At 62.6% G+C, this 24,359-nt stretch carries 26 protein-coding genes; 6 read left to right on the forward strand and 20 right to left on the reverse strand.

Translation table 11 applies throughout. From position 1 onward, the window contains the following. Nucleotides 1-9: 9 nt before the first annotated feature. On the reverse strand, nucleotides 10-111 hold the full coding sequence (locus tag C4J90_RS16890) for a pantocin A family RiPP (RefSeq protein ID WP_218565837.1): 102 nt from the start codon (nucleotides 109-111) through the stop codon (nucleotides 10-12). A gap of 523 nt (nucleotides 112-634) precedes the next feature. Between C4J90_RS16890 and C4J90_RS16895 the strand changes: the two genes are divergently transcribed. The 3 genes from C4J90_RS16895 to C4J90_RS16905 all read left to right on the forward strand — a co-directional run bounded on the left by C4J90_RS16895 (nucleotide 635) and on the right by C4J90_RS16905 (nucleotide 2,897). Then, nucleotides 635-1,711: an aldo/keto reductase gene (locus C4J90_RS16895; protein WP_124415093.1), complete on the forward strand. Its 1,077-nt coding sequence runs from the start codon at nucleotides 635-637 to the stop codon at nucleotides 1,709-1,711. Nucleotides 1,712-1,784: 73 nt separating this feature from the next. After that, nucleotides 1,785-2,021, forward strand: a complete 237-nt coding sequence (locus tag C4J90_RS16900) for a hypothetical protein (protein ID WP_124363466.1) — start codon at nucleotides 1,785-1,787, stop codon at nucleotides 2,019-2,021. Between the two features lie 39 nt (nucleotides 2,022-2,060). Next, nucleotides 2,061-2,897 carry a 5'-nucleotidase, lipoprotein e(P4) family gene (locus C4J90_RS16905; protein WP_124420387.1) on the forward strand — a complete coding sequence of 279 codons (837 nt, stop codon included), beginning with the start codon at nucleotides 2,061-2,063 and terminating at the stop codon, nucleotides 2,895-2,897. Nucleotides 2,898-2,943: 46 nt separating this feature from the next. Here the strand turns inward: C4J90_RS16905 and C4J90_RS16910 are convergent, their stop codons facing one another. After that, nucleotides 2,944-3,432: a type VI secretion system tube protein Hcp gene (locus C4J90_RS16910; RefSeq protein WP_124420388.1), complete on the reverse strand. Its 489-nt coding sequence runs from the start codon at nucleotides 3,430-3,432 to the stop codon at nucleotides 2,944-2,946. Nucleotides 3,433-3,616: 184 nt separating this feature from the next. Here C4J90_RS16910 and C4J90_RS16915 point away from each other — a divergent pair, with 184 nt between their 5' ends. Continuing rightward, nucleotides 3,617-4,531 (forward strand): NAD synthetase, encoded by a 915-nt coding sequence (locus C4J90_RS16915; protein WP_124420389.1) that lies wholly within the window; start codon nucleotides 3,617-3,619, stop codon nucleotides 4,529-4,531. A 77-nt stretch (nucleotides 4,532-4,608) separates the two neighbouring features. On the opposite strand, the gene C4J90_RS16920 is transcribed toward C4J90_RS16915, so the two are convergent. Then, nucleotides 4,609-4,893 carry a hypothetical protein gene (locus C4J90_RS16920; protein WP_124420390.1) on the reverse strand — a complete coding sequence of 95 codons (285 nt, stop codon included), beginning with the start codon at nucleotides 4,891-4,893 and terminating at the stop codon, nucleotides 4,609-4,611. A gap of 425 nt (nucleotides 4,894-5,318) precedes the next feature. Between C4J90_RS16920 and C4J90_RS16925 the strand changes: the two genes are divergently transcribed. Together C4J90_RS16925 and C4J90_RS16930 are read left to right on the forward strand one after the other, a co-directional pair. Beyond that, nucleotides 5,319-5,876, forward strand: a complete 558-nt coding sequence (locus C4J90_RS16925) for a helix-turn-helix domain-containing protein (RefSeq protein WP_124420391.1) — start codon at nucleotides 5,319-5,321, stop codon at nucleotides 5,874-5,876. A gap of 85 nt (nucleotides 5,877-5,961) precedes the next feature. Continuing rightward, nucleotides 5,962-6,534, forward strand: a complete 573-nt coding sequence (locus C4J90_RS16930; protein ID WP_124420392.1) for an HD family hydrolase — start codon at nucleotides 5,962-5,964, stop codon at nucleotides 6,532-6,534. A gap of 6 nt (nucleotides 6,535-6,540) precedes the next feature. Here C4J90_RS16930 and C4J90_RS16935 read toward each other — a convergent pair whose 3' ends face one another. The 17 genes from C4J90_RS16935 to C4J90_RS17015 form a co-directional block, all read right to left on the reverse strand. Beyond that, nucleotides 6,541-6,963 carry a RidA family protein gene (locus tag C4J90_RS16935; protein ID WP_124420393.1) on the reverse strand — a complete coding sequence of 141 codons (423 nt, stop codon included), beginning with the start codon at nucleotides 6,961-6,963 and terminating at the stop codon, nucleotides 6,541-6,543. Between the two features lie 177 nt (nucleotides 6,964-7,140). Beyond that, complete coding sequence (locus C4J90_RS16940) at nucleotides 7,141-8,724, reverse strand: FAD-dependent oxidoreductase (RefSeq protein WP_124420394.1); 1,584 nt, start codon at nucleotides 8,722-8,724, stop codon at nucleotides 7,141-7,143. Between the two features lie 11 nt (nucleotides 8,725-8,735). Next, a complete protein-coding gene (locus C4J90_RS16945) occupies nucleotides 8,736-9,659 on the reverse strand; it encodes an ABC transporter substrate-binding protein (RefSeq protein ID WP_124420395.1) in 924 nt (307 codons plus the stop codon). A gap of 18 nt (nucleotides 9,660-9,677) precedes the next feature. Continuing rightward, nucleotides 9,678-10,451, reverse strand: coding sequence for an amino acid ABC transporter ATP-binding protein (locus C4J90_RS16950; protein ID WP_124420396.1), 774 nt, complete (start codon nucleotides 10,449-10,451; stop codon nucleotides 9,678-9,680). Further along, nucleotides 10,444-11,415 (reverse strand): amino acid ABC transporter permease, encoded by a 972-nt coding sequence (locus C4J90_RS16955; protein WP_124415097.1) that lies wholly within the window; start codon nucleotides 11,413-11,415, stop codon nucleotides 10,444-10,446. Before C4J90_RS16955 ends, C4J90_RS16950 begins: the two co-directional genes overlap by 8 nt. A gap of 19 nt (nucleotides 11,416-11,434) precedes the next feature. Beyond that, entirely contained in the window at nucleotides 11,435-13,828 is a 2,394-nt protein-coding gene (locus tag C4J90_RS16960; protein WP_124420397.1) for a TonB-dependent siderophore receptor, read from the reverse strand. A gap of 524 nt (nucleotides 13,829-14,352) precedes the next feature. After that, a complete protein-coding gene (gspD, locus tag C4J90_RS16965) occupies nucleotides 14,353-16,476 on the reverse strand; it encodes a type II secretion system secretin GspD (RefSeq protein WP_124421229.1) in 2,124 nt (707 codons plus the stop codon). Between the two features lie 5 nt (nucleotides 16,477-16,481). Continuing rightward, nucleotides 16,482-16,982, reverse strand: a complete 501-nt coding sequence (locus tag C4J90_RS16970; RefSeq protein ID WP_124420398.1) for a general secretion pathway protein GspN — start codon at nucleotides 16,980-16,982, stop codon at nucleotides 16,482-16,484. Beyond that, entirely contained in the window at nucleotides 16,979-17,581 is a 603-nt protein-coding gene (gene gspM / locus C4J90_RS16975; RefSeq protein WP_124420399.1) for a type II secretion system protein GspM, read from the reverse strand. The genes C4J90_RS16970 and gspM overlap by 4 nt, the downstream gene beginning before the upstream one ends. Continuing rightward, nucleotides 17,556-18,548, reverse strand: a complete 993-nt coding sequence (locus tag C4J90_RS16980) for a type II secretion system protein GspL (protein ID WP_124420400.1) — start codon at nucleotides 18,546-18,548, stop codon at nucleotides 17,556-17,558. Before C4J90_RS16980 ends, gspM begins: the two co-directional genes overlap by 26 nt. Continuing rightward, entirely contained in the window at nucleotides 18,545-19,246 is a 702-nt protein-coding gene (locus tag C4J90_RS16985) for a general secretion pathway protein GspK (RefSeq protein ID WP_124420401.1), read from the reverse strand. Before C4J90_RS16985 ends, C4J90_RS16980 begins: the two co-directional genes overlap by 4 nt. Further along, nucleotides 19,243-19,851: a prepilin-type N-terminal cleavage/methylation domain-containing protein gene (locus C4J90_RS16990; RefSeq protein ID WP_124420402.1), complete on the reverse strand. Its 609-nt coding sequence runs from the start codon at nucleotides 19,849-19,851 to the stop codon at nucleotides 19,243-19,245. The genes C4J90_RS16985 and C4J90_RS16990 overlap by 4 nt, the downstream gene beginning before the upstream one ends. Continuing rightward, entirely contained in the window at nucleotides 19,848-20,180 is a 333-nt protein-coding gene (locus C4J90_RS16995) for a type II secretion system protein (protein WP_124410344.1), read from the reverse strand. Before C4J90_RS16995 ends, C4J90_RS16990 begins: the two co-directional genes overlap by 4 nt. Next, on the reverse strand, nucleotides 20,177-20,602 hold the full coding sequence (locus C4J90_RS17000) for a Tfp pilus assembly protein FimT/FimU (protein WP_124410345.1): 426 nt from the start codon (nucleotides 20,600-20,602) through the stop codon (nucleotides 20,177-20,179). Before C4J90_RS17000 ends, C4J90_RS16995 begins: the two co-directional genes overlap by 4 nt. A 7-nt stretch (nucleotides 20,603-20,609) precedes the next feature. Further along, on the reverse strand, nucleotides 20,610-21,020 hold the full coding sequence (gspG, locus tag C4J90_RS17005; RefSeq protein ID WP_124363483.1) for a type II secretion system major pseudopilin GspG: 411 nt from the start codon (nucleotides 21,018-21,020) through the stop codon (nucleotides 20,610-20,612). 19 nt (nucleotides 21,021-21,039) lie between these two features. After that, nucleotides 21,040-22,236: a type II secretion system inner membrane protein GspF gene (gene gspF / locus C4J90_RS17010; RefSeq protein WP_124420403.1), complete on the reverse strand. Its 1,197-nt coding sequence runs from the start codon at nucleotides 22,234-22,236 to the stop codon at nucleotides 21,040-21,042. Then, nucleotides 22,233-23,900 carry a GspE/PulE family protein gene (locus tag C4J90_RS17015; RefSeq protein ID WP_124421230.1) on the reverse strand — a complete coding sequence of 556 codons (1,668 nt, stop codon included), beginning with the start codon at nucleotides 23,898-23,900 and terminating at the stop codon, nucleotides 22,233-22,235. Before C4J90_RS17015 ends, gspF begins: the two co-directional genes overlap by 4 nt. Nucleotides 23,901-24,359 lie beyond the last annotated feature (459 nt).

Below are 24,359 nucleotides of genomic sequence, written 5' to 3' on the forward strand. Positions count from 1 at the left end.
GTAACTTAATTAATCTTCCAGTTCGATCTCTTCGCCTTCAGAATACATAGCTTTCTCCTCAGAGATAGCCGATACGCGCTCTTCAAGCTCTTCAAATTGTACGTTCTGCATGATTCACCTCGCTCATTTATAAATTAAATCAGTTCAAACCATACGTCGTTCAACGCATTTAATGTATAGAACAAGAATTGATATTCTGCGGCGTTACTTTGTTGCCAAATACTTCAGCTTTCCTAAAATAGTATTTTTAATTCCGAATGATATTGCGGATTAGACTTCCTGTCAGAACACTCAGAAACTACATCTTATGTTAATTATTAGTACGCATACCAAGGAACTTTCCTACGGCACTTTTAACTTACAAGCGCACTCCTCAAACCGCTCCTGCAAAGTCCGATGACTGCCCGAGAACCACCGGTGGTACGTCAACAGCATTACCCCTGCAGTGCCCAACGCCGACGCTGCCGCAAAAATCAATCACGAGTCGAACCGCGCCAGTCCTTATACCGGGGAGGCGGTGGGAATCCTGATTGCCTCACCAACAACCCGTGGCGCGAAGTTTTCATGAAAAAATTCAAACTATCGCCACCCTCATCGTTCACACCTTCACGTGCAACGCAAAGTAGGAGGCAACATGCAATACCGACAACTGGGTCATTCCGGCCTGCTGGTCTCGGAAATCATCCTGGGCACCGTGCCTTTTGGCGGTCGCGCCGAGTTCGAGAAATGCGGTGCGGTGGACGTGCCCCAGGCCAGGCGTATGTTCGATATCGCGTTCGATGCCGGGGTGAATATGATCGATACCGCCGACCTGTACTCCCATGGCCTGGCCGAGGAAGTGGTCGGTAAAGCCCTGGGCGACAAGCGCAACGACATCCTGCTGGCGACCAAGGGCCGCAGCCCGGTGGACCAGAACCCGAACAATTCCGGCTCATCGCGCTATCACTTGATTCGCGCCTGTGAAGCCAGCTTGAAGCGCCTGGGCACCGACCATATCGATTTGTACCAACTGCACAACTGGGACGGCCTGACGCCCATCGAGGAGACGCTCGAGGCGCTGCGCCTGTTGGTCGGCTCGGGCAAGATCCGCTATTTCGGCACCAGCAACTTCACCGCCTGGCAAATGATGAAAACCCTGGGCAAGGCCGAGTTGCACGGCATGCTCAAGCCGATCACCCAGCAGATCTACTACACCCCCGAATCCCGCGAGGCCGAGTACGAGCTGCTGCCGCTGGCATTGGACCAACAGGTCGGCACGCTGGTGTGGGGGCCGATGGGTGAAGGCCTGCTGACCGGCTCGACGCGGCGCGGACATAAGCCACCGGCCAATACCCGCCAGGGCAGCGACTGGCCGGAACCCTACGTGCACGACCAGGAACGCGCGCTGGACATCATCGAAACCCTGGCTGCCGTGGGCGATGAACACGGGGTCTCGGTGGCGCGCACTTGCCTGGCGTGGCTCAAGGATCGCCCGGGGATCACCTCGCTGATCGTCGGCGCCCGCACCGAGGCGCATCTGCGCGACAACCTTGCCGCCACCGAGCTGAAGCTGACCGAGGAACAATCCTCACGTATCGAGGCCGTGACGCGTCGCCAGCCGCTGTATCCGTACTGGCACCGGTTTACCGCAGGGATCGATCGCTTCGATCCGGCGGAGCAGCCGTTCCTTGCCGAGCATCAAAAAACCATGGATGCGCGCGAGGACAAATAGCCCTTCGGCGACACACTGCCGTTTAATAGGTGGGAGAGGCCCGTGCCCTCTCACCTTGATCAAGGAGACAGCTTTGATCGCGCAAATCATGATCGCCGCCCTCGGCGTCGTCGCTATCTGGTTCAGCCAAAGCAAACGCCTGCACGTTCGCCGCTACGCCTGCCTGTTCGGCATGGCCGGCCAGCCGTTCTGGTTCTGGTCGTCGATCAATGCCGAGCAATGGGGCATCGTGCTGCTCAGCTGTTTCTATACGGTGGCGTGGGCCAAGGGCATCAAGACCCATTGGATTGATCGCAAGGCCGATGGGTAGCGCTTATGATTGAGCCTACCCATCGCTGAGAGCCTTTCAATGCGCAACCTGATTTTCGCCAGCGCCTGCCTTTTATCCATTGCCCTCACCGGTTGCCAGCAAACCCCACCGGCCAACGACCAACTCGACGCCGTGCTCTGGACCCAGACCTCCATCGAGCACGAGCTGATCTACCGCCAGCTGTTCGCCAATGCGACCCGCCAACTCGATGCAGCGCTGGCCGATCCTACCTGGGACGCCCTGCCCTTGCGTGCCCGGGATTTGAAAGGATTGCCCCCGGCCGTGGTGGTCGATATCGACGAAACCCTGCTGGACAACGTGCCGCTCAATGCCCGTGACATTATCCATAACCAGGTCTATTCCTATGACCGCTGGAACACCTGGGTCGATCAAGCCAAGGCCAAGGCGCTGCCTGGTTCGGTGGCGTTCCTGCGGGCGGCTCGGCAAAAAGGCATCAAGGTCTATTACCTCACCAACCGCGAACACAGCCAGGTGGCGGCCACAGCGAGAAACCTGCGCTTGCGTGGTTTCCCGATCGAGCGCGACGAACAGATCCTGGCAGCCAGCACCCCCATCGGCCATTGCGAAAGCGCCGGCTACGGCAAGACCTGCCGGCGCCAATGGGTCGCCAGCCACGCGCGCGTGCTGCTGATGGCCGGCGATTCCCTGGGGGATTTCGTACAGGCCGAGCACAACACGCTGGCGGCCCAACGCAAGGCAGTGGCGCCCTATGTGAACTGGCTGGGGCAGCGCTGGTTTCTGCTGCCCAATCCGACTTACGGCAACTGGTACAGCGCGCCGTATGGGGATAATGAAACGTTGCCATTCGAGCAAAAGCGCAGGCTTAAACAGCAGGCGTTGCAGTTGCAGGAATAGGTGGTCAGTTCAAAGCGCGGGAACGATCAAATTCGACAGGCGATGTTCAGGCTTTGACGTTCTGCCGGATATTCCAGCCGAACTTCACCGGCCCACCCTCCTTGGCGCCATCGGCCTTCTGCGGCTGGTAGCTCACATCGACAGTTGCGAAGTTCAAGGCGATGCGGTTGTACAACACATCGCCGGCCCGTTCCGCGCTGGTGCTGTAGGACACCACCATGACTTCCTTGAGAGTGATCACCAGATACTCCACCGGGCTGGCCCCTCCTGCCTTGCGTACTACCAGCCTGGCCTCGGGATAATGCTTGCCACTGGCACAAGCCATCATGAGATTTGGGCTGGACTTATCCAGCGGTTTTGTCAGGTTCAGATTAGCGAAATCCGCCTTGCCTGCTCCCCCTCCAGTACCGGCGTGCATCGAACCCGTCTGCGACAATCCCCATGCCCATTCGAAGATATCAATTTCATCGCGATGCGCCTGGTCGCGTGACTCACCCTTGATGTCGCCCAGTTTCAAAAACATATCAACGGCCATGTTGGCTCCTTGTCCTGATGTGCGCCGGGAGTGACGTGGGGCGCACTGTTCCTGAACCAGCGGCGTACTCACAAGACGGCAAAGCGGGATTGGGAAGCGCCTGTCCGTAGATGGCGAAACATCCGACATTAATTTGCGCCAACGCATCTTTACCCTTTCGACTCCCACAATCAGGAGTTAAGGAATGACGGCCAGTCTGTTCAAGGATGGATTCCCCTCAACCCACCGTACAACCCGCCAACGGATCGAAAGCAGTATCGACCTACGTCGGTTGTTCTTTGCCATCGACAGCGACCCGGCCCTGATGGGTGCGGGGGTGGTGTATATCGATGACACGTTCAACGTGGTGATACTGCGCGAGTTTCAAGCGATTTGCAGTTTGCGGCCGATCAAGGTGGTGCTGCGTGAGGCGCCTCGATATGTGGGGCCAGTGGAGTTCAAGCGAATGCTGGAGCATGAGCCGCGGGAGTCGAGGTTGGTGGCAGAGGCGCTGAATACCGCGGTGACATGCGCTGGGGCGCTGCTCAGTTGGGTGGTAATTACAAGTGGTGTTGCGCTAATGCCGTTTACTGCAGGGGCCAGCGCGGTGATCACATTTATTGGTCAGGCAGCTCTACTCGCAAGCGGCGCGCAATGTTTTATCGGCCTAGGTCGAACGAGCGTTGAAGCACTAGCTCCTGAGCATCTTGATCGACTGGATAACGAAGCTTGGTTTCAAGCCGTGTCCGCAACGTTAGATACCATTGCGTTGCTCGGCGTCGTCACCTCAGCCTCAACCGTAATAAAAACAGTCAACACAACAACAAGAGTTACTGGCAAACCACTCATTCAAGTGCTGAAAGGCCTGAACCGACAGGAAAGGGCGAGGCTGAATAATGAGCTGCTCAGGCTCCAAGATCCCCGCCTAACGCTAAAGCTGCTCAAAATAAAACAAGCCAACAGGGTGCTTCCAAAGCGAATCAGCGCCACAAATATGCAACTGGCTACCGCCAACAATATACGAGAGTCGCTAGCCGCAGCGTTAGGTCTTACCGGTAGCGCAGTGTCTGGGAACGTAAAGACGCTGGCAATTGGTATCTACGAGGAAGTCATCCAATAAACAATTTTTCGGTAACACTGCGCAGCTGCGTTGATGTTAGCGACCTGGACGCTCAAGGATGCCGGAAGTCCTAGCAATTAGCCTCCCTTGGCTTTTTCATTTTTAGATATTGCGCTGGAGATCCATGCAACACCAAGAGTCATAGCAATCAGAAAAGCTTCAACAATAGCGAGCCAGCCCAAGGTCATCCAATATTGCTTTGGTTGCTCCAAAAGCGTGTAAGTGCTCGAAGGCCCTACGCGGCTGAAAGCCACAATCACACCGCGAATTAAACCATCAACTATTTGATAGCCTAAAAGCCCTACAACAACGATCAGAACCGCTGTGATGCACCAGAACGATCGACTGTCTGAACGTTTCATAGAGTTTCTCCAAAGATCCAGGAATCATTTTGCCTGGATGGGCTGAGGAATTTGCCACTGAGTGGCATCAATTTCATCACGGTGCGCGTAGCCCGTGATTTACCTTTGATGTCGCTCATTTTCAAACACATATCAACGGCCATGCTGACTTCTTATCCTCATGTGCGTCAGGAGTGACATGGGGCGCACTGTTCCTGAACCGGCGAAGTAATCACAAGACGGCAAACGAGATCGGGAAACGCCTTTCTGTAAATGGCGAAATATCCGACATCAACCTGCGCCGATGCATCTTTACCCTTTTTCCTCCCCATCAGGAGTTAAGGAGTGACGGCAAGCTTGTTCAGGTGACCTGGTTCCCTCAATTTGCACAACCGCCCCCTACTCATCACACTCATCATCTCTACCGCCTATGTCAGGAACCACAGATGCCTCACTCCGTGCTCAAGCCTGCCTTGCCCGGCGTTGCGCTGCGGCGATGGCGTTTGCTGCATCGCATCAAGCAAAGTTATGCGGCGCAATTGTTCAACGTCACGCAATCGACTATTTCGCGCTGGGAAAGTGGCGTACAAGCGATGGATCCGACTGCGCACCAGCAGCTTGAGCAGTTGTTGGCAGCCCGGCTCGATGCAGCCGCCGATCAGGCATTGGCCCGGCTGGTCAGTGAGAGTTCGCAAGCCATGCACCTTGTGTGCGACCTGACTCACCGCCTGCTTGCGTGCTCGCCCTCCCGCGCCCGCCAATTCGGCAGCCCGCTCGCCGACCTTATTGGCCAGTCGCTGTGGCGCTTCGCAACGCCGGAAATCCAGTTGATCGAAGCCAGCCTGGAGCACACCGGCTGGCGCGAAACCCAGGCACCACGGGCCCTTGAGTTCACCACGGGAAGCAACGATTCCAACCTGGTGCCCATACGCCCAAGCCTGTGTCGCTGGACACGTATGACCCTGAGCGATGGCAGCGCAGCACGCCTGGTCGAAACACTCTGAAGCCCACCGCGCATACTTTATGCGTGGACGATCTGCGCTCCCGCACCTAGGCTTACCTGCACAACCGACCTTGCTGGGCAGCATCATGGACATGGAAACAATCAACGGCCGCCTCGACTTTCTGCGCGAAGCCGAGAAGCTCAAGGACGTGCTCAGAAGCGCCCACACCGCTTCGGGACGCACGGAAAGTACCGCTGAACACAGTTGGCGCCTGTGCCTGATGGCGATGGTGTTCGCCGATCAACTGCCCGGCCTGGACCTGCTTAAAATCCTCAAGATGTGCGTGATCCATGACTTGGGCGAAGCCATTAACGGTGACATTCCAGCAGTCAGCCAGGCGGCGTTTCCCAACAAGGGCGAGCAGGAGCGGCGCGACCTGCTGCAGTTGACCCAAGCCCTGGATGAGCCGCTGAAAAGCCAGATCCTGGCGCTGTGGGATGACTACGAGAACGCGCTGTCGCCGGAAGCCAAAGCCGTCAAGGCGATGGACAAGCTGGAGACCCTGCTGCAGCACACCCAGGGCCTCAACCCGCCGGATTTCGATTACGCTTTCAACCTGGCATACGGCAAGAAACATACGGATGCGGCGCCATTATTCGAGGCGCTGCGCGCGTTGATCGACCGTTCTACCCAGGAACGCCTCGACGCCGCGCAGTGACTGACATCACCCGGCCCTGGCCGCCACCGCCTCCACTTCCACCAACGCCCCCGGCAGGGGCAGCGCCACCACCTGCAAAGCGGTGCGCGCCGGTTTGTTCGGTTGTTCGGGGGTGCCGAAGAATTGCGTGTAACCGCGCTGCAGCCCGGCGAAATCCAGCTTGCCGTCGGTTTCAGCAGCGCCGACCAGAAACACCCGCAACTGCACGATATCGCCCAGGTCCAGGTCCTGCTGCTGAAGGATTTTGCGCAGTTTGTTGAACACCGAAACCGTCTGCACTTCGGTGTTGCCGTAAACCCCAGGGACGTTCGGCTCGGCCAGGTCCGGCAAGGTGCCGCTGACGAAGATCAGGCTGGCCGAGGCCGGTACGGTCACGGTTTGCGAGATGGGGAAATCGCCGACGCTGGTGCGTTGGATACTGTCGCTCATGGTGTTGCTCCTTGATTGAAGGTTTACACAAATCTCGAAGGCTGCCCCATACCCTTTGTGGCGAGGGAGCTTGCTCCCGCTGGGCCGGGATGGCGGTCACCTAGCTCCCAGCTCAACACGATTGGGACCGCTACGCAGTCCAGCGGGAGCAAGCTCCCTCGCCACGACAGCGCAGTCTCATGACGCCGCCAATGCCGTGATCTGGCGCTGTTGCGTCACGCGCTCGGCCAGTTGCGCAACCACATGCCGCGCCGAATTGGCCGCCGATTCCTGCCAGATGCCCACGCCGCTTTGCACCAGGCCGTCGCCGGCGAAGTACACGCGGCCGTGGGCCTGTTCCAGCAGCGCGCTGGCATCGGCCGGGAAGTGTTCGCGTTGCAGCCACGGGCCTTCGCTGTAGGGGATCTGCTCCCAGGACACCGCCAACGGATGGCGCAGGTGCCTGGAATAACCGGGGTGCAGCAACTCCACGGAGTGCCGGGAGGTGGCGTATTGCGCGTCGAACGACTGCGCGCCGAACACGTCGGCGTCCTCCCCGGTGACGTAACCGGCCACCAGCACGCCTTCGCGGGTATTGAGGTCGTTGCTCGGGTACCACAGCAAGCGCGCCGGGTGTTCGACCCAGGACAGGCCGCCATAAGTGCGGTAATCGGTTTCCCAGAAGCGCGGCGATTGCCACGCCACTTTGGTTGCCTGGTCGCTGCGGGTGCTGAGCAAGGCCGCCTTGATCGGGTCGCTGAAGTCGGTGTCGAGTTTGGCCAACAACGGCAGCGGCAAGGTGCAGACCAGGTAATCGGCGCGCACCACCTGTTCACGGCCGCTGTGCTGGTCGTGATAGGTCACCGCGACGCCGTCTTCCAACTGGCGAATCTGCCGTACCTGTGCGCCCAGCTGCACCTGCTCGCGCACGCGCCGGTAGAACGCCTCGGTGATCCGGTCCATGCCGCCCACCGGCTGGAACATGGTTGCCGAAAACTCCGGGAATTCGGTGTGCAGCAGCGCGCCCCACAGCTCTGGATGCAGCAGGCGCTCAAGGTCGAGCGGCCGCGCGCTGGCCGGCAGTGCGCCGGGATGCGCAGGCGATTCCAGGTGGCCGGAACGCAAACTGCCCTCGTACGCCAGCGCTTGGGAAAGGTCGCCATACACCTGCAGGAACGCGAGCAACCGCGTGCGTTCATCAAGGGTCAAGACATCGTCGAGCGCATCGCGCTGCACTGCCTTGGCGAGCAAGCCGGACAGATGCCCGCGTGCATCGTTGACCGCCTGGCCGACGGTGAACGCCGGTTGCTGCAAGTCGGGCCGCACCTGGGCGCCATGGCTGCTGTTGACCAGCACTTCCAGGGGCACGCCCAATTCGCTGCAATAGTCGAGGATCGTGCGATGCTGGCTGGGAATACGCGCAGGGCCGGCGTTGAAATACTGGCCCGGATCGAACGCCACAGTTTGCGAGCGGCCATCCTTGTAGTCCACGCGGTCGCCGTTGCGCAGGGTCCAAGTGCGCCCACCCACGCGGTCGCGCGCCTCCAGCACCTGCACGGTGAACCCGGCCCGGTTCAGTTCCAGCGCAGTGACCAGCCCGGCAATCCCGGCGCCCAGCACCAGCACGCGGGTGCCCTGGCCCAGGCCATCCTTGAGTTTCAGCGGTTGCGGCCGCCGGTGTGAAGACGGCCCCAGGCCCAATGCGGCCAGCGCATCCTTGACCGCCTTTTCGCCGCCGACTGCGGCGATGCTGGACAGCGCTTCACGTCGTGTCAGTGTCATGTTCGCGACTCCTAATCCGGCAGGCCCGGTGGGTTGATCAGCGATTTATCCACGCGCTCCACATCCAGCCCCCAGCGCTGCAGCACCTGCGCGTATTGCCCTCCGGCAATCGCACCTTCCAGGGCGGTGTGGATCGGCTTGACCAGGCCGTTGTCCTTGCGCGTGGTCACGGCGATATCCGCCTGCAACGGCCAGCCGCCGTTGACGGTGCCGACGCGCTTGATACCGCCGGTGATCGCCGCCGAATAGGCGTACACCGAGTTGGGCCCGAACAACGCATCGCTGCGCCCCGACTGCACCGCCAGCTGCGCGGCGGCCTGGTCGTCGAAGTACTGCAACAGCGCAGGCTTGAGGCCGGCCTTTTCATTGGCCTCGTTCCACGCCAGCAAGACCTTTTCCTGATTGGTCCCGGAGCCGACGATGATCTTCAGCCCGGCAATGTCGGCGGCCTGTTTGATCTCGCTGATCGGGCTGGTGCTCTTGACGTAAAACCCGAGCACATCCTGTCGATAGGTGGCGAAGTCAAAGCGCTTCTTGCGCGCCTCGGTCACGGTGACGTTGCTGATCACCGCGTCGTACTTGCCCGAGCTGACGCCCAGGGGCCAGTCCTCCCAACTGGTCTGCACAACGTTCAGTTGCAGGCCGAGGCTGTCGGCGACCAACTGCGCGGTGTCGGCTTCGCTGCCGATGGTGGTCTTGTCATCGCTGGCCAGCAGCGCCAATGGCGGCCCGGCCACACCGGACACGGCCACGGTGAACTTGCCCGCCTGGGCGAACTTGAAGCCCGGCGGGATTTGCGCGATGGCCGCCTCGTTACGTGGCGCATGAATTCGCGGGCGGTCGGGGCTGAGGTCGACCTGCTGCACAGCGAGCGCGTGTTGTGCGGTGCCGACGGCAAGCGCCAGCACGGCCAAGCGCAGGGGATGGTTAAACATGGGCAGTCACTCCTTGAACTAAAGCACCTTGCCGAGAAAGGCCTGGGTGCGGGGATGTCGGGGTTGGCGCAAGATCTGTTCGGGCGGGCCTTCTTCGATCAACTGGCCGTCGCAGAGAAACACCACATGGTCGGCCACCTCGCGGGCAAAGCCGATTTCGTGGGTGACGATCACCAGGGTCACGCCCAATCGCGTCAGGCCCTTGATCACGTCGAGCACTTCGCCCACCAGTTCCGGGTCGAGGGCCGAGGTGGGTTCATCGAACAACAACACCTTGGGGTCCAGCGCCAGGGCACGCGCAATGGCGACGCGCTGTTGCTGGCCGCCGGAGAGCTGGCGCGGGTAGGCGTCGAGTTTGTCCGCCAGGCCGACCTTGGTCAGCAGTTCGGCAGCTTTGCCCTGGGCTTCGGCCCTGCTCCAGCGTTTGTGGGCCAACGGCGCTTCGGCAACGTTTTCCCAGGCGGTGAGGTGCGGGAACAGGTTGAAGTTCTGGAACACGAAGCCCACGTCGATGCGCCGCTTGAGAATTTCGCGCTCTTTGAGCTCGTAGAGCAGGTCACCCTTGCGCCGATAGCCGACGTACTCGCCGTCGATGGTGATATGCCCGCTGTCGATCTTTTCCAGGTGATTGATGGTGCGCAGCAAGGTGGATTTGCCCGAGCCGGACGGCCCGAGGATCACCGTGACTTTGCCCGGATCGATCGTCAGGTCGATGTTATCGAGCACCTGCTGGTTGCCGAAACGCTTGCCCACGCCCTGGATCTGGATGCGCCCTGCGCGTGCTTCAGCCATGGGATGTCTCCTTGAGCCAATGGCGCAGGCGTTGCAGCGGTGTCGGCGGCAGCACGCGCGCGGTGCCACGGGCGAAATGGCGCTCGACGTAATATTGGGCGCTGGTCAGCACCGTGGTGATGATCAGGTACCACACCGTGGCCACGATCAGCAGCGGGATCACCGCCTGGGTACGGTTGTAGATGACCTGCACGGTGTAGAACAGCTCCGGCAGGGCCAGCACGTAGACAATGGACGTGCCCTTGACCAGGCCGATGATTTCGTTGAAACCCGACGGCAGAATCGAGCGCAAGGCCTGGGGCAAAATGATCCGGAAAATCCGCCGCGAGGCCGGCAGCCCCAATGCCGCTGCGGCTTCATGCTGGCCGGCATCCACCCCGATCAAGCCGCCGCGGATGATCTCCGCCGCGTACGCCGCCTGCATCAGGCTCAAGCCCAGCACCGCCACGGTGAACTGGCTGAGCACATCCACGGTGGACCATTGCGCGAACACCTGCTCGGTGAACGGCACACCGATCACGATGTGGTCGTACAGGTAGGCAAAGTTGTAGAGGATGATCAGCACCAGCAGCGCCGGCATCGAGCGGAAGAACCAGATATAACCCCAGGCCAACGCCGCCAGCAGCGGCGAGCCCGACAATCGCGCCAGGGCCAGCGCGGTGCCGAGAATGACGCTGAACAGCGTGCTCAGCAGCGTCAGCAACAGGGTCTGCCCCAGGCCGCGCAGCACCGACGGCGAGAAGAACCACTGGCCGAACACGCCCCACTCCCAACGCGGGTTGGTGGCCAGGGAGTGCACGATGGCGAGCAGCACCAGCGCGGCGAAGATCGACCCAGCCCAGCGCCACGGATGCCGGGCCGGCACCACCTGCAGGGCCTTGATCGGCGTGGAGGCGCGGCGCGTGCGGATCGGGTAATGGTTGACCTCATCGATCAGGTCGTAGGGTTTGGCGACAATGGGCATGTTCTATTCCTCGCAGGCCTCAGAAGGCATAAGTCAGCCGGGTGTAGTAGTACCCGCCGGTAAAACCATAGGGCGAATAGGTGCCGTAGCTGGCGAGCATGGTGCTGCTCGGCACGCCTTGTTTCTTGGGGTAAATGTCGAAGAGGTTCTTGGCGCCGATGGCCAGGTTGAGGTCTTTGGTGAGGTTGTAGCCAAGGTCGAGGTCGGTGATCCATTTGGCGCTGTAGACGCGGTCCAGGTCGCGATTGGCCGATGCGTTGACTTCCTTGTAGGCGCCGTAGCGCGTCAGGGCCAGGTTGAGGTTCACGCGCCCGATGCTCCAGTCACCGCCGAGGATCAGCTTGGTGTTGGGTTGCACGTCGGTGATCAGGTTGCGCGCCTCGCGGTCCATCAGCTCGTAGGAGGTGCCGAGGATAGTGGTCGATTCTTTGTAATTGAGGATCTTGGTCTGGTTCCAGTTGAACGCGGCCGTCCACTTCACGGCACCGAACGCGCCCAGGTCGTGGTTGTAGCTGCTGACCAGGTCCAGGCCCTTGGTGCGGGTGTCGGCACCGTTGATGAAGTACTGGCCGCCAGAGGTGGAGTTGACGCCGTTGTTCTGCAGCACCTGGGTAACTTCCGGCCCGAGCAAGGTGCCCGTGAGGGTGATGCGGTCGCGCAGGTTGATCACGTAGGCATCGGCGGTGAAGCTCAGGCGGTCGGTAGGGGTGAGGGTGAAACCGAGGCTGAAGTTGGTGGAGCGTTCGGGCTTGAGGTCCTCGGCGCCCAACGCCTTGGCCGCCGCCGAACCGACTGGCAATACGCCGTAGTTGATCGACTGGTACACCCCGTCGACCACGCCATAGGTGGTCGAGCGTGCACTGAACAGGCTGTTGGCCAGGGACGGCGCACGAAAGCCATTGCTCACCGTGGCACGCACCGCGAATTGCGGCGTGAAGTCATAACGCGTGGTCAGTTTGCCGCTGCGAGTAGCGCCCACGCCCTGGTTGTAATGCTCATAGCGCACGGCGGTGCCCACGTACCAGTCCGGCAGCGGGTTGAAGCCCGCATCCACGTAACCGGCGACGCTGTTGCGCGAGGCGGTGCTTTCTTCGTCCGGGGAAATGCCGTTAGTGACCTGGGCCCCGGACGACGCGCAATTGCCCGGTGCCACGCAGTAGCCGCCGTTGGCATAGGACGCGTAGTCACCGGCTTGCACCTCATAGGTGTCGCGTCGGTGCTCGAGGCCATAGGACAGGTCCAGCGGCTTTTGCAGGCCGATATCGAAGCCGCGCTTGACGTCCAGGTTGGTGGTCAGCTCGGTAGAAATCCAGGTGCCGGAGGTGAAGCTGTTCGGCGTGGCCTCGCCCAGGGACGGGTTCTGGTTATGGGTGGTGCCCTGCTCCGCTTCGTTGCGCCCGTAGGTGGTGGACAGGTCCCAGTCCCACTCGCCCACGGTGCCTTTGCCGCCGAAGGCGGCCTGGAAATCGTCTTCGTCGATGTACCAGGTGGGCGTGTAGCCGGCCGGATAACCGTTGGGCCCGGTGGTGATGGTGTTGGTGATGGTCGGCAGGCGAAAGTTCTGGCCCTGCTCGGCCTTGCGCCGTGAGTAAGTGGTGAAGGAGTACAGGCTCAGGCTGTCGTCGATCGGCAGTTCGGCGTTGTAGCCCAGGGTCAGCAGGTTGGTCTTGGGCGTGCCGTAGCCGCCGTAGGTGGACTTGCCGGCCAGGCCGTAGGCTTGTTCGTAGGTGTAGCCGTTGGCGCTGGCCTTGTTGTCGTCATTCTGGCTGCGCGCATCCAGGGCCAGTTGCACGATGCCGCCGTCGCCGATTTCAAAGCCTTTGTTGAGGCTTTGCTGCACGGTCTGCTTCTTGCCGTCATAGCCAAGGCCGGCGTTGGTCACCGAGGTGCCGCTGGTGTCGGCCTTGAGGATCACATTGATCACCCCGGCGATGGCGTCGGAACCGTACTGGGCGGCGGCGCCGTCGCGCAGCACTTCCACATGGTCGATGGCGCTGATGGGGATCAGGTCCAGGTCGGCCGGTGCGGCGCCGGTGTTGATGCCGTTGATGTTCAGGGTCGCGCTGGTATGACGCCGCTTGCCATTGACCAGTACCAGCACCTCGGCGGCGCTCAAGCCACGCAAGTTGGGCGCGCGGGCAATGCCGCTGGCGTCCCAGCCGGTTTTTTCCGGGAGTGTCAGCGATGGAATCACCGCACTGAGCGCTTCCATCAAACCGGGTTTACCGGTGCTTTGCAGTTGTTTGGCGCTGACCACATCGATAGGCACCGGGCTGCTGGTGACCGTGCGTTGCTCGGCGCCACGGTTACCGGTGACGACCACGGTGGACAGGGTGCTGTCGCCCTGGGCCTGGGCCGCGGCGGCCAGCAGGGAAAAAGTCAAGGCTGCGGTGGGGGGTAGAACATGCTTCATCGCTGATCCCGGTTTTTCAAATCGCAGGGTCGGGCAGGCACGCGTCAGACGCGGCATGGCCGGTGTTCAAAGGGTGGGTGCGGTTTGAATTAGGTGTGGGGCGAGCGAGGGGCTTGAAGGGGCAACATACGTTGAACTCCGTTCCAACGATTCTGCTGCCGGGGATTACCCGGTCAGGTGCGCAGAATCTGAATCACGCTGGGTACCATCCGGGGTCTGGGGTAGGCTGTTGAGACCAAACATAACGGAATGGATTTTAAAAATACAATGCTATTTGGGCATAAGCTAATATTTGTTAATTTCATTATTTATAAATGTCTTTATTCATATAAATAATGTCTCAGCCACATTGGTACGGCGTTCGAAAATCGTTCCCACGCTCCCGCGTGGGAATGCAGCTCGTGACGCTCTGCGTCACCTGTACGCAGCAGCATCGGCCGGAAGCTGGACGCGGAGCGTCCCGGGAGGCGTTACCACGCAGAGCGTGGGAACGATCAAAATTCCAGATGTGGGAGGGCTCGCTCCTACAGGGGCCGCAACAGCTGCATCTGCTGGCGGTAATCATCCGTCACCTGCCGTGCCTGGCTGCTGCTGGTAATCACCCTTGGGGTAATCAGCACGATCAACTCGGTGCGGTCCTTGGATTTGCTGGTGTTGCCAAACAACCAGCGCAGGCCGGGGATCTTGCCCAGGTACGGCACGGCGCTGACGCTCTCGGCGTTGTCCTGCTTGATCAGCCCACCCAACAACACGGTCTGCCCGCTTTGCACCGCGACCTGGGTCGACACTGAGCGCGTGGAAATCCGTGGATTGACCGGCGTTTCACTGTCGCTGCCCGCGCTCTGTGCATCGCTGACCTGCTGCTGGATATCCATGTACACCAGCCCGCCCGGATTGATGCGCGGCACCACGTCGAGGATCACGCCGGTCTGCACGTATTCGACGCTGCTCAAGGTGGTATCGGCGTCGCCTGTGTTGACGGTGGTCTGGCTGATGGGAATGTTGTCCCCCACCTGAATCTGCGCCGGCTGGTTGTTCATCACCACCAGCGACGGCGCCGACAGCACCTGGGTGCGGCCGTTGGTTTCCAGGGCGTGCAGGGCCACTTGCAGGTTGGAGCTGACGAAGGAATAGAACAACGAATCCGCCGCCCCCAGCCCTGCCCCGCCACCGCCCAATGCGCCTTGGCTGCCGGAGGCGTTGGCCACCGTGGTGCTGGTGGAGTTGCCGGCCAGGCGGCCGAGGTACCACTGCACGCCAAGGTCGAGTTCGCCGGTCAGTTTGACTTCGAGAATGCGCGTTTCGATCTGCACTTGGAGCGGTGGGTTGTCGAGGCGCTTGATCGCCGCTTCGATTTCTTTCCATTGCGCCGGACGCGTGCGCACCAGCAGTTGGTTGCTGCTTTTTTGCGCGGTGATGCGGGTGCCTGTTTCGAGGTCGCTGATGGGCGGCGCCGGAGTCTCCTCGCTGCTCTCCTGCGTGGGTTCCTCGGCGGCGGGCGCGGGGGTGTTGGCCTGCAGCCCTGCGCTGGTGGACGAGGACAGCGTGGTGGTGCGCAACCCCGGCGCGACCTTGGCCGGGGTGTCGTCCTTGATCGCGCCATTGCCGTAAATCTGCCGCAGGTACCTGGCCAGGTCCGCGGCCTTCATGTTGCGCACGTCGTACACGTACATCTGCGGCTCATTGCCGCCGCCCTCGTCGATGGTGCGAATCCAGTCACCCACTTCGCTGAGATACTGGGGCTGGGAAGAAATCGCCACCACCGAGTTGGTGCGCTCCACCGGCAAGAACCGCAGCATGCCCGCCAGGGGCGTGCCGCTGTCGGCGCCGAACATGGCTTGCAGCTCGGGCATCAGCTCGGCCACCGAGGCGCGTTGCAGGCCGAACACGCCCACCGACATGCCCTTGAGCCAGTCCACATCGAAGGTGTCGATGGTGTCCTGGTAGTTGGCCAGTTCTTCCGGGGTGCCGGCCAGGCTCAGCACATTGCGCGCCGGGTCCACCAGCAGGAAAGCGTTATCCCGGGCGAAGGGCTTGAGCAGTTTCTGCATCTCGGTGGCGGAGATATAGCGCAGCGAGAACAGGCGTGCCGAGAGGCCGCTGGCGGGCTGCGCCACGCGCATCTGCGGCACCAGCTTGCCGGCCACCGCCTGATTGGCCGGTAGGATTACATAGCGGTTGCCCTGGCGGATCATGGCGTTATCGGTCCAGGACAACAGGGTTTCGAGGATCGACAGCGCCTGCTGCTTATCCACCGGCCTGGAGGTGGAGAAGCTGACGTTGCCCTTCACGCCTTGGGCGATGCTGTAGTTTTCGTGCAGCAGGTCGCCCATTACGCTGTTGATCACCGCTTCGATGGGCTGGTCCTGAAAGTTGAACACGATGTCGCCGCCCGCCTCCTTCACCGCAGGCGTTGATGCAGGCGCGCGCAGGAACTGCTGGTTGCCGCGAATCAACTGGCGCGGCGCGGGTGATTTCGCCTCGGGCTGGGAGCTTTGCAGCACGGGCGCCTCGCTGGGCGGGCGTTGCGAACCGGTGCCCTGCAGGGCTTCGTGGAGCAGTTCTTTATCCGGGTCGAGGCGGTCGGGCAACGCACCGCAGCCGCCGAGGGCGACGGTGGTGGCCAGGCAAAACAACGGGGTGCGCATATCAATCAAGGGAGTGGCTCGCGAGAAGGAGAAATCGAGGGCAGCCGCTTGCCGTACAGGCTCAGGGTCTGGGTGCGTCCGTCCAGGGCGAAGCGCGCCGATTGCGGGGTGAGGTGTTCCAGGCGCCAGCCGTTGGGCAGGCTCTGGCCCAGGCGCACCGTCAGGGGTGGGCCGTCGGCTTGTTTAAGCATGGCCATTTGCAGATTGCCGGTGATCATGATGCCGCTGAGGCTCAGGTTCGACAGGCTGGTGACCCGCGTCCTGCCCGCCACACGGTCAGGGCTGCGATCCGGGCTGAACAGCGGCGCTTGCCAGGTACCGGCGAGGTCGGCCAGGGCCACCGTCGGCGGCGCCTGCAAGTTGACGGCGGGCTGCGCCGGCGCAGGCTCCTCGGGCAACCACTGCGGTTCATCGCCGATGCTGCTGAGGATCACCGCCATCAACAGTCCCAGTAACCCGGCCAGGCCGAGCAAGCCCCATTCCAGGGGGCGCAGTGTGCCGTTCATGGCGCCACCCGCGCCGGTTGCAAGTAGCCGCGCACCAGCAGGTTGACCACCAACTTGCCCGCGCCGCCACGGGCGGGCGCTTCGCGACTGCGCCGGATGCGCAGCTCATCGACGAACAGATACGGCGGCTGATACTCCAGCGCATGCAGGATAGCGGTCAACGGTTCGATGGCGCACTCAAGGGTCAGGCTGACCTTGACCTGTCGATACGGCTCGCCAGCGTCCTGCCCGGCAGTGATGGGTTTGCGCTGGGTCAGGCTGCAACCGCCGCCACGACTGGCCTGGCTGGCGATGAGGTCGGCGAGGCGCTGCATCAGGTCGGCGGCGACCACGTCGGGGTCATCCCCCGGCAACAGGCTGGCGCTGCTGGCCGGGTCCTGCCGTGCCTGCTCCAGCTGCTGGCGCAGCGCATCGCCCTGGCGCAACAGGCTGGCATAGCGTTGCTGTTGTTCGCGCAACTGTTCGGCGTGGGCGCCCATACTGCGCAGCGGCCCGGCGAACCAGCTGTCGATCAGCAGCCAATAGGCCGCGCCCAGCACGGCGGCCAGCACCAGCAAGGCGGCCCCACGACGTTCACGGGGTGTGAGGGGTCGGCGCATCGGCAGCCTCCTGGCGCAAGTGGGCACGCAGGGCAAACTGATCCTTGCCGGTGCGCGCATCGGGTTGAATCACCCCTTCGAACTGGGCGTTTTCCAAACGGTGGCAGCCTTTGATCCGGGTAATCAGGCCGCTGGCCTTGGCACTTTGACCGGCGATGGAAATCTCACCGTCCTTGACGTCCAATTGCTCGAGCCAGGTGTCGGTCGGCAGGCAGCGGGTCAAGTCATTCAGCAGCCCGGCCAAGGGCGGCTGTGCCAGTTTGCGGCGCGTAAGGTACTGCGCCGCGCCCTGGGTATTGAGCAGTTGCTGGCGCAGGGCATGCACCTGGGCCACCTGGGCTTTTTGTTGCTGGACGCTGTGCTGCATGGCATCGAGGACGCGCTGGCGGTCGTTGAGCCACAGCAGCATCGCCGCGATCAGCAAGGCGCCGCACAGCCACGGCAGGCTGCGTTGCAAGCCCATGCCCGATGGGTGTTGACGCGGGCGCAGGCTGGCGGGCAACAAGTCGATGCCCATGCCTGCCACATCCACCCGATGAGGCCGCAGGCCCAGGGTGGCGCAGTCGGCGAGAATCTGGTCCAGGCGTTCGCGCAGGATCGCTACCAGCGTCACCTCAAGGTGCGTAGCGGTGCGCTGTTCCTGGCGCACGACGAAGTACACCTGCTCGGCATCGAACGGGGTATAGCGGTCCAGTTCATACCCCACCACATTGGCCAGGTTGCGCGCCGCGGCCAGGGGCAGGTGCACGGTTTGGCGCAGCACGTCGTCAGGGCCGAGCATCAGCACTTGGCGCGCTTGGCCCAGTTCGAGCGGCGCGCTCAGCGGCCAGTGATGGATGCGCTCCGGCGGTTCCTTGAGTGCCAGCCAGCCCGGCACACAGCCGCGCAACTCCGTGAGCCACAGGCGCCAGGCCTGTTGGGCCAGGCTGCCGCGCCAATGGCGGGCGATAGGTTCGAGTCGATTCATTCTTGCCACCGCAGCACCCGATAGGGCTGTGCGCTGTCCTCCGCTGGGCTCAGTGAAACGGTAATGCGCACGCGCGCCTGGTAACCGCCGGGGCGCTCGGCGCGGCTGTCGATTTCCACGACCTGGCCGGGGTCGGCGCCCTCGGCATTGCGGCTTGGCAGGTTGAGCGCCTTGCGCATCAAGGGGCTGGCGAACGCCGGATCGGGTCGATCCAGGTCGCTCCACAAGGTGATTTCGGGCAGCAATTGGCTGTAGAGCGCCTGGGTCATGCCCGGCAGCTGGCGCACTTCTTCGAGCACCCGAAATGGCGCCAGGCCCTGGCGGCGCCGGGCCTCGAGCGCCTTGACCCATTGCTGCGCCTGGGCCGGCGTGGCGCCGCAGGCCAGGGCCAGGCGCGTGAGGTCATCGGCCGAGGCGTTGATCAGGTACAACTTGCCGCGCTCGCTGCGCAGCCTCACCTGCAGCCGCGCATCGTCAAAACCCAGCGCCATAGCGCGCCCATCGGCCACCCAATGCTGCTGCGCCATCACCATGGCGATGCCGGCCTGGGCCGCCAATTGCGTCTGGGTATGCTGTTTGAGCCACAGGGCCTGGCGACTTTGTAACTGCACCCAACCGGCCAGGCCGCCGAGCAACACGCTGAGCAATGCCAGCACCCACAGCACCAGCAGCAACGCCGCACCGCGCTGGCGCTTCATTCTTCCAGGCTCCCACTGGACAGGTTCAGGCGCAGCGCGATCACTTGGGTGACCCACGGCACCGGCCCGTTGACGTTGGCCACGATGCGCACCGCATACGGCAAGCGCCTCGGCCAGGGCCATTCAGCGACCCAGCCGGTCGGCTGGCCCAGGGGCGACAGGCCGCGGTAGCTGAACTGCATCTGCTCGACGTGGTTGAGCAGCACCTGCGGTTCAACGCGGGCCGGGTTGATGTGGGATTCCAACTGTGCGAACTGCACCTGCAAGGCCTGGTCGACCCGCTGCAGGGTAAAGCGCTGGATGCCGCCGCCGAGCACACCGGGTAAGGTCGACACAAACTGCAGGCGCTCGGCCGTGCCGCTGAAAAAGCCCTCGGCCTGGCTGTCGTCTTCCGTCACATCCAGGGGCAGTGCCTCGCTGATGGCGGTGCGCAGGAACTGCTGGGCAGCACGCATTTCGTCCAGGCTGACGGTGTAGAGCTGGGCCTTGGTCACCGCACGATTGGCGCCCAGCAAGGCACCGCCGACCAGCACCAGCAGCACCGCGAGCAAGCTGAGTACCACGAGGATTTCCAGCAAAGTGAAGCCCTGCTCGCGGCGCTTCACAGGCGCGCCTTCAAGGTACTGAAATGCGCCTGGTGCGGGCCTTCGCTGACGGTCAGCTCGAGGCGATACAGCTGCGGCTGTTGGCGGCTGACGGTCAGTTGCCAATGGATGCCATCCAGTTCGCCCTGGCGCACACCGCTGTCGAGGCGGCCGGCGGTTTCCTGATCGAGCACCGTGAGCGCCGCATGGGCCAGCCGATCACTGCGCGCCACCTGCGCCAAGGAACGCGCGCTCTGGCCGAAGGCGACCAGCAACACGCTGCTGCACACCGCCAGCAGGGTCAGGGCGGCGAGCATTTCGAGCAGGGTGAAACCAGCCTGGCGCTTCATGGCAACGCCTTGGACTGCACGCTGCCGGTCAGCCAGCCGATATCAATACGCCAGCGCCGGGTGCCGCTGGCCAACAACAGGTTGCCGCCGGTTGAACTGCCGTCAGGGTAGAACTCAACCGCCGAGCCGGCCTGCTCGGCGGTGTGCATGCTCAGCTGCAGCGCTTGCGGCCAGTGCAGCGGTGGCCGGCCAGGCGCGCTGAACGCACGGTTGGGCAGATCGAATTCGGTACGCGCCGCCTGGCCGCTGATAATCGCCCCGGCGCGTGTAGCGCGCAGCGCCTCGACCATCTGCCCGACCACCCGACGCTCCTTGGCCGCTTGCAGGCCCTGGCGCAGCCCGACGCTGAGCAAGCCGGCAGCGAGGCTGATCAGCAGGATCACCACCAGCATTTCCAGCAGGGTAAATCCACGCTGGGCCATGGGCCGCTTATTCCCAATTGCCCAGGTCGGCACTGTAGCCCTCGCCGCCGGGTTGGCCGTCCTGGCCGTAGAAGATCAAGTCAAAGGCGCCATGCTCACCGGGAAAGCGATAGCCGAACGCGTGGCCGAACGGGTCTTTCAATTCCGACGGCTTGGCGTAGGGCCCGGCCCAACCGGAGGCCGTCGCGGGCTTGTCCACCAGTTGTTGCAGGCTGGTGGGCGGCGAGCCAACGTCCAGCGCGTAGCTGTCGATCTTCATGCTCAAGCCGGCGAGTTGGGCCTTGCCCGCGCCGTACTTGCCCTTGTCCACATTGCCGCCGACCTGGCGTACCACGATGGTCGCGACAATGCCCAGCAGCACGATCACGGCGAGCATTTCCAGCAGGGTAAAACCGCTTTGGCGGCGTCGGGCATTCATCGTTATAGCTCCTTGAAGTTCATATATGGCTGGTGAGGCTCATCAGCGGCAGCATGATCGCGAGCATGATCACCGCCACCAGCACCGCCATGACCACGGTCAGGGTGGGCACCAGTGCGGCGAGCAATCGGTCGATGCCGCGCTTGGCCTCGACGTCGAAAATATCGGCGACCTTGAGCAGCATGCTGTCCAGTTCACCGGCCTGTTCACCGACCTCGATCATTTGCAGCGCCAGTTCGGGCAGCAAGGGTTGGCCGCCAAACGCCTGGCCGAGGCTGCCACCGGCTTTCACCGATTCGGCGGCCATCGCCACCTGCGCCTGCAGCGCTCGGTTGCTGCAGACCTGCCGGGCAATCACCAGCGCCGGCAGCAGCGCCACGCCATTGCTGAGCAAGGTGCCCAGGGTGCGCGTCAGCCGTGCCGCTTCGACCCGTTGCAGCAGCGGGCCGAGCACGCGCAGGCCGAGCACGCGGCGATCACAGCGCTCGCGGCGGCGCGGGTCGCGCAGGCCGATGACCACCGCCCACAGCAGGGCGATCAACCCGGCCAGCACCAGCAGCCCATAGGCGCCGAGAAACTCGCCAAGCCCCAGGATCACTTCGGTGATCAGTGGGATCGGCACGCCCAGGTCCTGGAAAATCGGCACGAATTGCGGCACCACGTACGCCAGCAACAGCGCCAGCGAAGCCAACACGCCCACCACCAGGAATGCCGGGTAGATCAGCGCGTTGATCACCTCGCCACGCAGGCGCTGGCTGCGCTCCAGGTAGTCGCTGAGCTGGCGCAGGGTGCGTTCCAGCGCGCCGCCCGCCTCACCGGCGCGCACCATGCTCAGGTACAGCGGCGAGAAGCTGCCGCCCTCCTGTTCCAGCGCGGCCGATAACAGTTGGCCGGCCTTGACCTCATCGCGGATGCGTTCGATCAAACCGCGCACCTGGGGCGAGCCGGGCTGCTTGAGCAGCAGGCCGAGGCAGCGTTCAAGGGGCTGGCCGGCGCCGAGCAAGGTCGCCAGTTGTTGCGTGAAGCTGACCAGGCCCGCGCCTTTCAATGCTCCGCGCGCGGGGCTCAACAGGGGCCGGCCCGCTGTTTCGATCTGCAACAACAGCAGGCCGCGCTTGTGCAACGCGGCGACGGCAGCGGCTTGGTCCCTGGCTTGCAGGGTGCCGTTGTGGGCGACACCCTGGCTGTCGAGCGCACGAAACTTGAACAGCGTCACGCCGGTTCCCCACGGGTGACGCGCAGCACTTCTTCCAGGCTCGTGACGCCGTCCAGCGCCTGGCGCAAGCCCTCTTCATACAAGGTGCGCAAGCCGGCGCGGCGAGCGGCTTGCTCGAGGGTGGCGGCGTCAGCGTGGCGCATTAACAGGCCGCGCACCTCATCGTTCATCACCAGCAACTCGGTGAGGGCGCTGCGGCCATGGTAATCGCCGTGGTAGAGCAGAATCGGGCGCTGGTCGGTCAGACGGTCCAGGCCGTGTTCTTCGATCAACGCGGCTGGCGCTTCGAACGCCACGCGGGTGGCCGGGTCCAGGCGGCGCACCAGGCGCTGGGCAAGGATGCCGCTGACGGTCGAGGCGATCAGGTAGCTTTCGACGCCCATATCCAGCAGCCGCGTGATGCTGGCGGCGGCGCTGTTGGTGTGCAGGGTGGACAGCACCAGATGACCGGTGAGCGCGGACTGGATGGCGATGCGGCAGGTTTCCAGGTCACGGATCTCGCCGATCATGATCACGTCCGGGTCCTGGCGCACGATAGAGCGCAGCACGCCGGCAAAGTCCAGACCGATGGCCGGTTTTACCTGGATCTGGTTGATGCCTTCGAGCTGGTATTCGACCGGGTCTTCGACGCTGATGATTTTGCGCTCAGGGGTGTTGAGGCGCGACAACGCGGTGTAGAGCGTGGTGGTCTTGCCGGAACCGGTCGGCCCGGTCACCAGCAGAATGCCGTGGGGCCGTTCCAGCAGTTCAAGAAAGGTGGCCAGGCGCTGACCATCGAAGCCCAGGCTGGGAAAATCGAACTGCACGGTCTGTCGGTCGAGCAAGCGCATCACCACCGATTCGCCGAAAGCGGTGGGCACCGTGGACACGCGCAAATCCAATTCCTTGCCCTGGATACGCAGCATGATGCGACCGTCCTGGGGCAGGCGGCGCTCGGCAATGTCTAGGCGCGCCATGATCTTCACCCGGGAAATCACCGCTGCCGAGGAGCTGGCCGGCGGCGCCTCGGCGTCGTGCAGCACGCCATCGATGCGGTAGCGCACCTTGAGCTGGTGTTCGAAAGGTTCGATATGAATATCCGAGGCGCGCTGCTCCACGGCGCGCTGCAGGATCAGGTTGACCAGGCGAATCACTGGCGCTTCGGAGGCCATGTCCTTGAGGTGCTCGATATCTTCCAGCGCACCGCCCTGCTCGCCCAGGTTCTCCACCAGCGTGCCCATGGCGGATCGGCCCTGGCCGTAGTAGCGCTCGATCAGGCTGTCGACTTCCGTGCGCGGGCCGATGGCCAGCCAGATCGGCACCTGGCAGGCATAGGCCAGGGCCTGGAATGGATACAACTGGGCCGGGTTGGCCGCGAGTACGCGCAACCCGCCATCGGCCCAACCGATGGGCACCAGCTGGTAGTGGCGCATGAAGCGCTCGGTCAGCGCGGGGATCGGGTCGAGCAACGGCGGCGCCGCCTCGGCGTGCATCAGCGGCGCATCGAGCAAGGCGGCCCAGGCGCGGGCCAGTTCGATTTCGCTGACCAACCCCAGGCGCGTGAGCAGACCGAGCAGGTCGCTACCCTCGGTGGATAAGCGTCTGGCGCGGTCCAGGTCGACGGTCTTCAGCCCTGCATGCACCATCAACCATGCGCACACCTGCTCGGTGTGCGGGACAGGCATCTGGCAGGCATTGATGGGGGCTGACGACATAATGAAGTGATATCTGATAGGGCGAAAAGTATGGCTATTTGGAACTACCGAACAATGCCATTAGTTCGCCATAGCCCTGCCGGGAGTTAGCCGGGGGTATCGACTGGAAGTTATAGCGCTAGTTCCTGTGCGAGGGAAATATAAATACAAAACATTGCTGAATGCACTGATTTAGAGCGTTGGCAGCCAATTGCCACTAGTTGCACATAGCCATACGCCTTAATTATTCACACACTTTCTCTTAAATAACCGGCAAGGAAAAACAGGCAAGCGTTTTTACTCCGGCACCACGCGCGAAGGTGTTTCGCCGGGAAGGGATTTTTACACTTTCTTCCATAGCCAATACTGCTTTTTCCCATGGGCGTGCCCAGGGAGCTGATCGAACGACTATTTCGGCCTAACGATGCTTATAAAACGCTATTAGAGGCA

The organism is Pseudomonas sp. R2-60-08W, assembly GCF_003852335.1.
GTDB lineage: Bacteria > Pseudomonadota > Gammaproteobacteria > Pseudomonadales > Pseudomonadaceae > Aquipseudomonas.

What these genes read in the sequence shown, in the direction of transcription:
- C4J90_RS16890 (WP_218565837.1), bottom strand. Translation starts at nt 111, where the DNA reads ATGCAGAACGTACAATTTGAAGAGCTTGAAGAGCGCGTATCGGCTATC.
- C4J90_RS16895 (WP_124415093.1), top strand. Translation starts at nt 635, where the DNA reads ATGCAATACCGACAACTGGGTCATTCCGGCCTGCTGGTCTCGGAAATC.
- C4J90_RS16905 (WP_124420387.1), top strand. Translation starts at nt 2,061, where the DNA reads ATGCGCAACCTGATTTTCGCCAGCGCCTGCCTTTTATCCATTGCCCTC.
- C4J90_RS16910 (WP_124420388.1), bottom strand. Translation starts at nt 3,432, where the DNA reads ATGGCCGTTGATATGTTTTTGAAACTGGGCGACATCAAGGGTGAGTCA.
- C4J90_RS16915 (WP_124420389.1), top strand. Translation starts at nt 3,617, where the DNA reads ATGACGGCCAGTCTGTTCAAGGATGGATTCCCCTCAACCCACCGTACA.
- C4J90_RS16920 (WP_124420390.1), bottom strand. Translation starts at nt 4,893, where the DNA reads ATGAAACGTTCAGACAGTCGATCGTTCTGGTGCATCACAGCGGTTCTG.
- C4J90_RS16925 (WP_124420391.1), top strand. Translation starts at nt 5,319, where the DNA reads ATGCCTCACTCCGTGCTCAAGCCTGCCTTGCCCGGCGTTGCGCTGCGG.
- C4J90_RS16930 (WP_124420392.1), top strand. Translation starts at nt 5,962, where the DNA reads ATGGACATGGAAACAATCAACGGCCGCCTCGACTTTCTGCGCGAAGCC.
- C4J90_RS16935 (WP_124420393.1), bottom strand. Translation starts at nt 6,963, where the DNA reads ATGAGCGACAGTATCCAACGCACCAGCGTCGGCGATTTCCCCATCTCG.
- C4J90_RS16940 (WP_124420394.1), bottom strand. Translation starts at nt 8,724, where the DNA reads ATGACACTGACACGACGTGAAGCGCTGTCCAGCATCGCCGCAGTCGGC.
- C4J90_RS16945 (WP_124420395.1), bottom strand. Translation starts at nt 9,659, where the DNA reads ATGTTTAACCATCCCCTGCGCTTGGCCGTGCTGGCGCTTGCCGTCGGC.
- C4J90_RS16950 (WP_124420396.1), bottom strand. Translation starts at nt 10,451, where the DNA reads ATGGCTGAAGCACGCGCAGGGCGCATCCAGATCCAGGGCGTGGGCAAG.
- C4J90_RS16955 (WP_124415097.1), bottom strand. Translation starts at nt 11,415, where the DNA reads ATGCCCATTGTCGCCAAACCCTACGACCTGATCGATGAGGTCAACCAT.
- C4J90_RS16960 (WP_124420397.1), bottom strand. Translation starts at nt 13,828, where the DNA reads ATGAAGCATGTTCTACCCCCCACCGCAGCCTTGACTTTTTCCCTGCTG.
- gspD (WP_124421229.1), bottom strand. Translation starts at nt 16,476, where the DNA reads ATGCGCACCCCGTTGTTTTGCCTGGCCACCACCGTCGCCCTCGGCGGC.
- C4J90_RS16970 (WP_124420398.1), bottom strand. Translation starts at nt 16,982, where the DNA reads ATGAACGGCACACTGCGCCCCCTGGAATGGGGCTTGCTCGGCCTGGCC.
- gspM (WP_124420399.1), bottom strand. Translation starts at nt 17,581, where the DNA reads ATGCGCCGACCCCTCACACCCCGTGAACGTCGTGGGGCCGCCTTGCTG.
- C4J90_RS16980 (WP_124420400.1), bottom strand. Translation starts at nt 18,548, where the DNA reads ATGAATCGACTCGAACCTATCGCCCGCCATTGGCGCGGCAGCCTGGCC.
- C4J90_RS16985 (WP_124420401.1), bottom strand. Translation starts at nt 19,246, where the DNA reads ATGAAGCGCCAGCGCGGTGCGGCGTTGCTGCTGGTGCTGTGGGTGCTG.
- C4J90_RS16995 (WP_124410344.1), bottom strand. Translation starts at nt 20,180, where the DNA reads ATGAAGCGCCAGGCTGGTTTCACCCTGCTCGAAATGCTCGCCGCCCTG.
- C4J90_RS17000 (WP_124410345.1), bottom strand. Translation starts at nt 20,602, where the DNA reads ATGGCCCAGCGTGGATTTACCCTGCTGGAAATGCTGGTGGTGATCCTG.
- gspG (WP_124363483.1), bottom strand. Translation starts at nt 21,020, where the DNA reads ATGAATGCCCGACGCCGCCAAAGCGGTTTTACCCTGCTGGAAATGCTC.
- C4J90_RS17015 (WP_124421230.1), bottom strand. Translation starts at nt 23,900, where the DNA reads ATGCCTGTCCCGCACACCGAGCAGGTGTGCGCATGGTTGATGGTGCAT.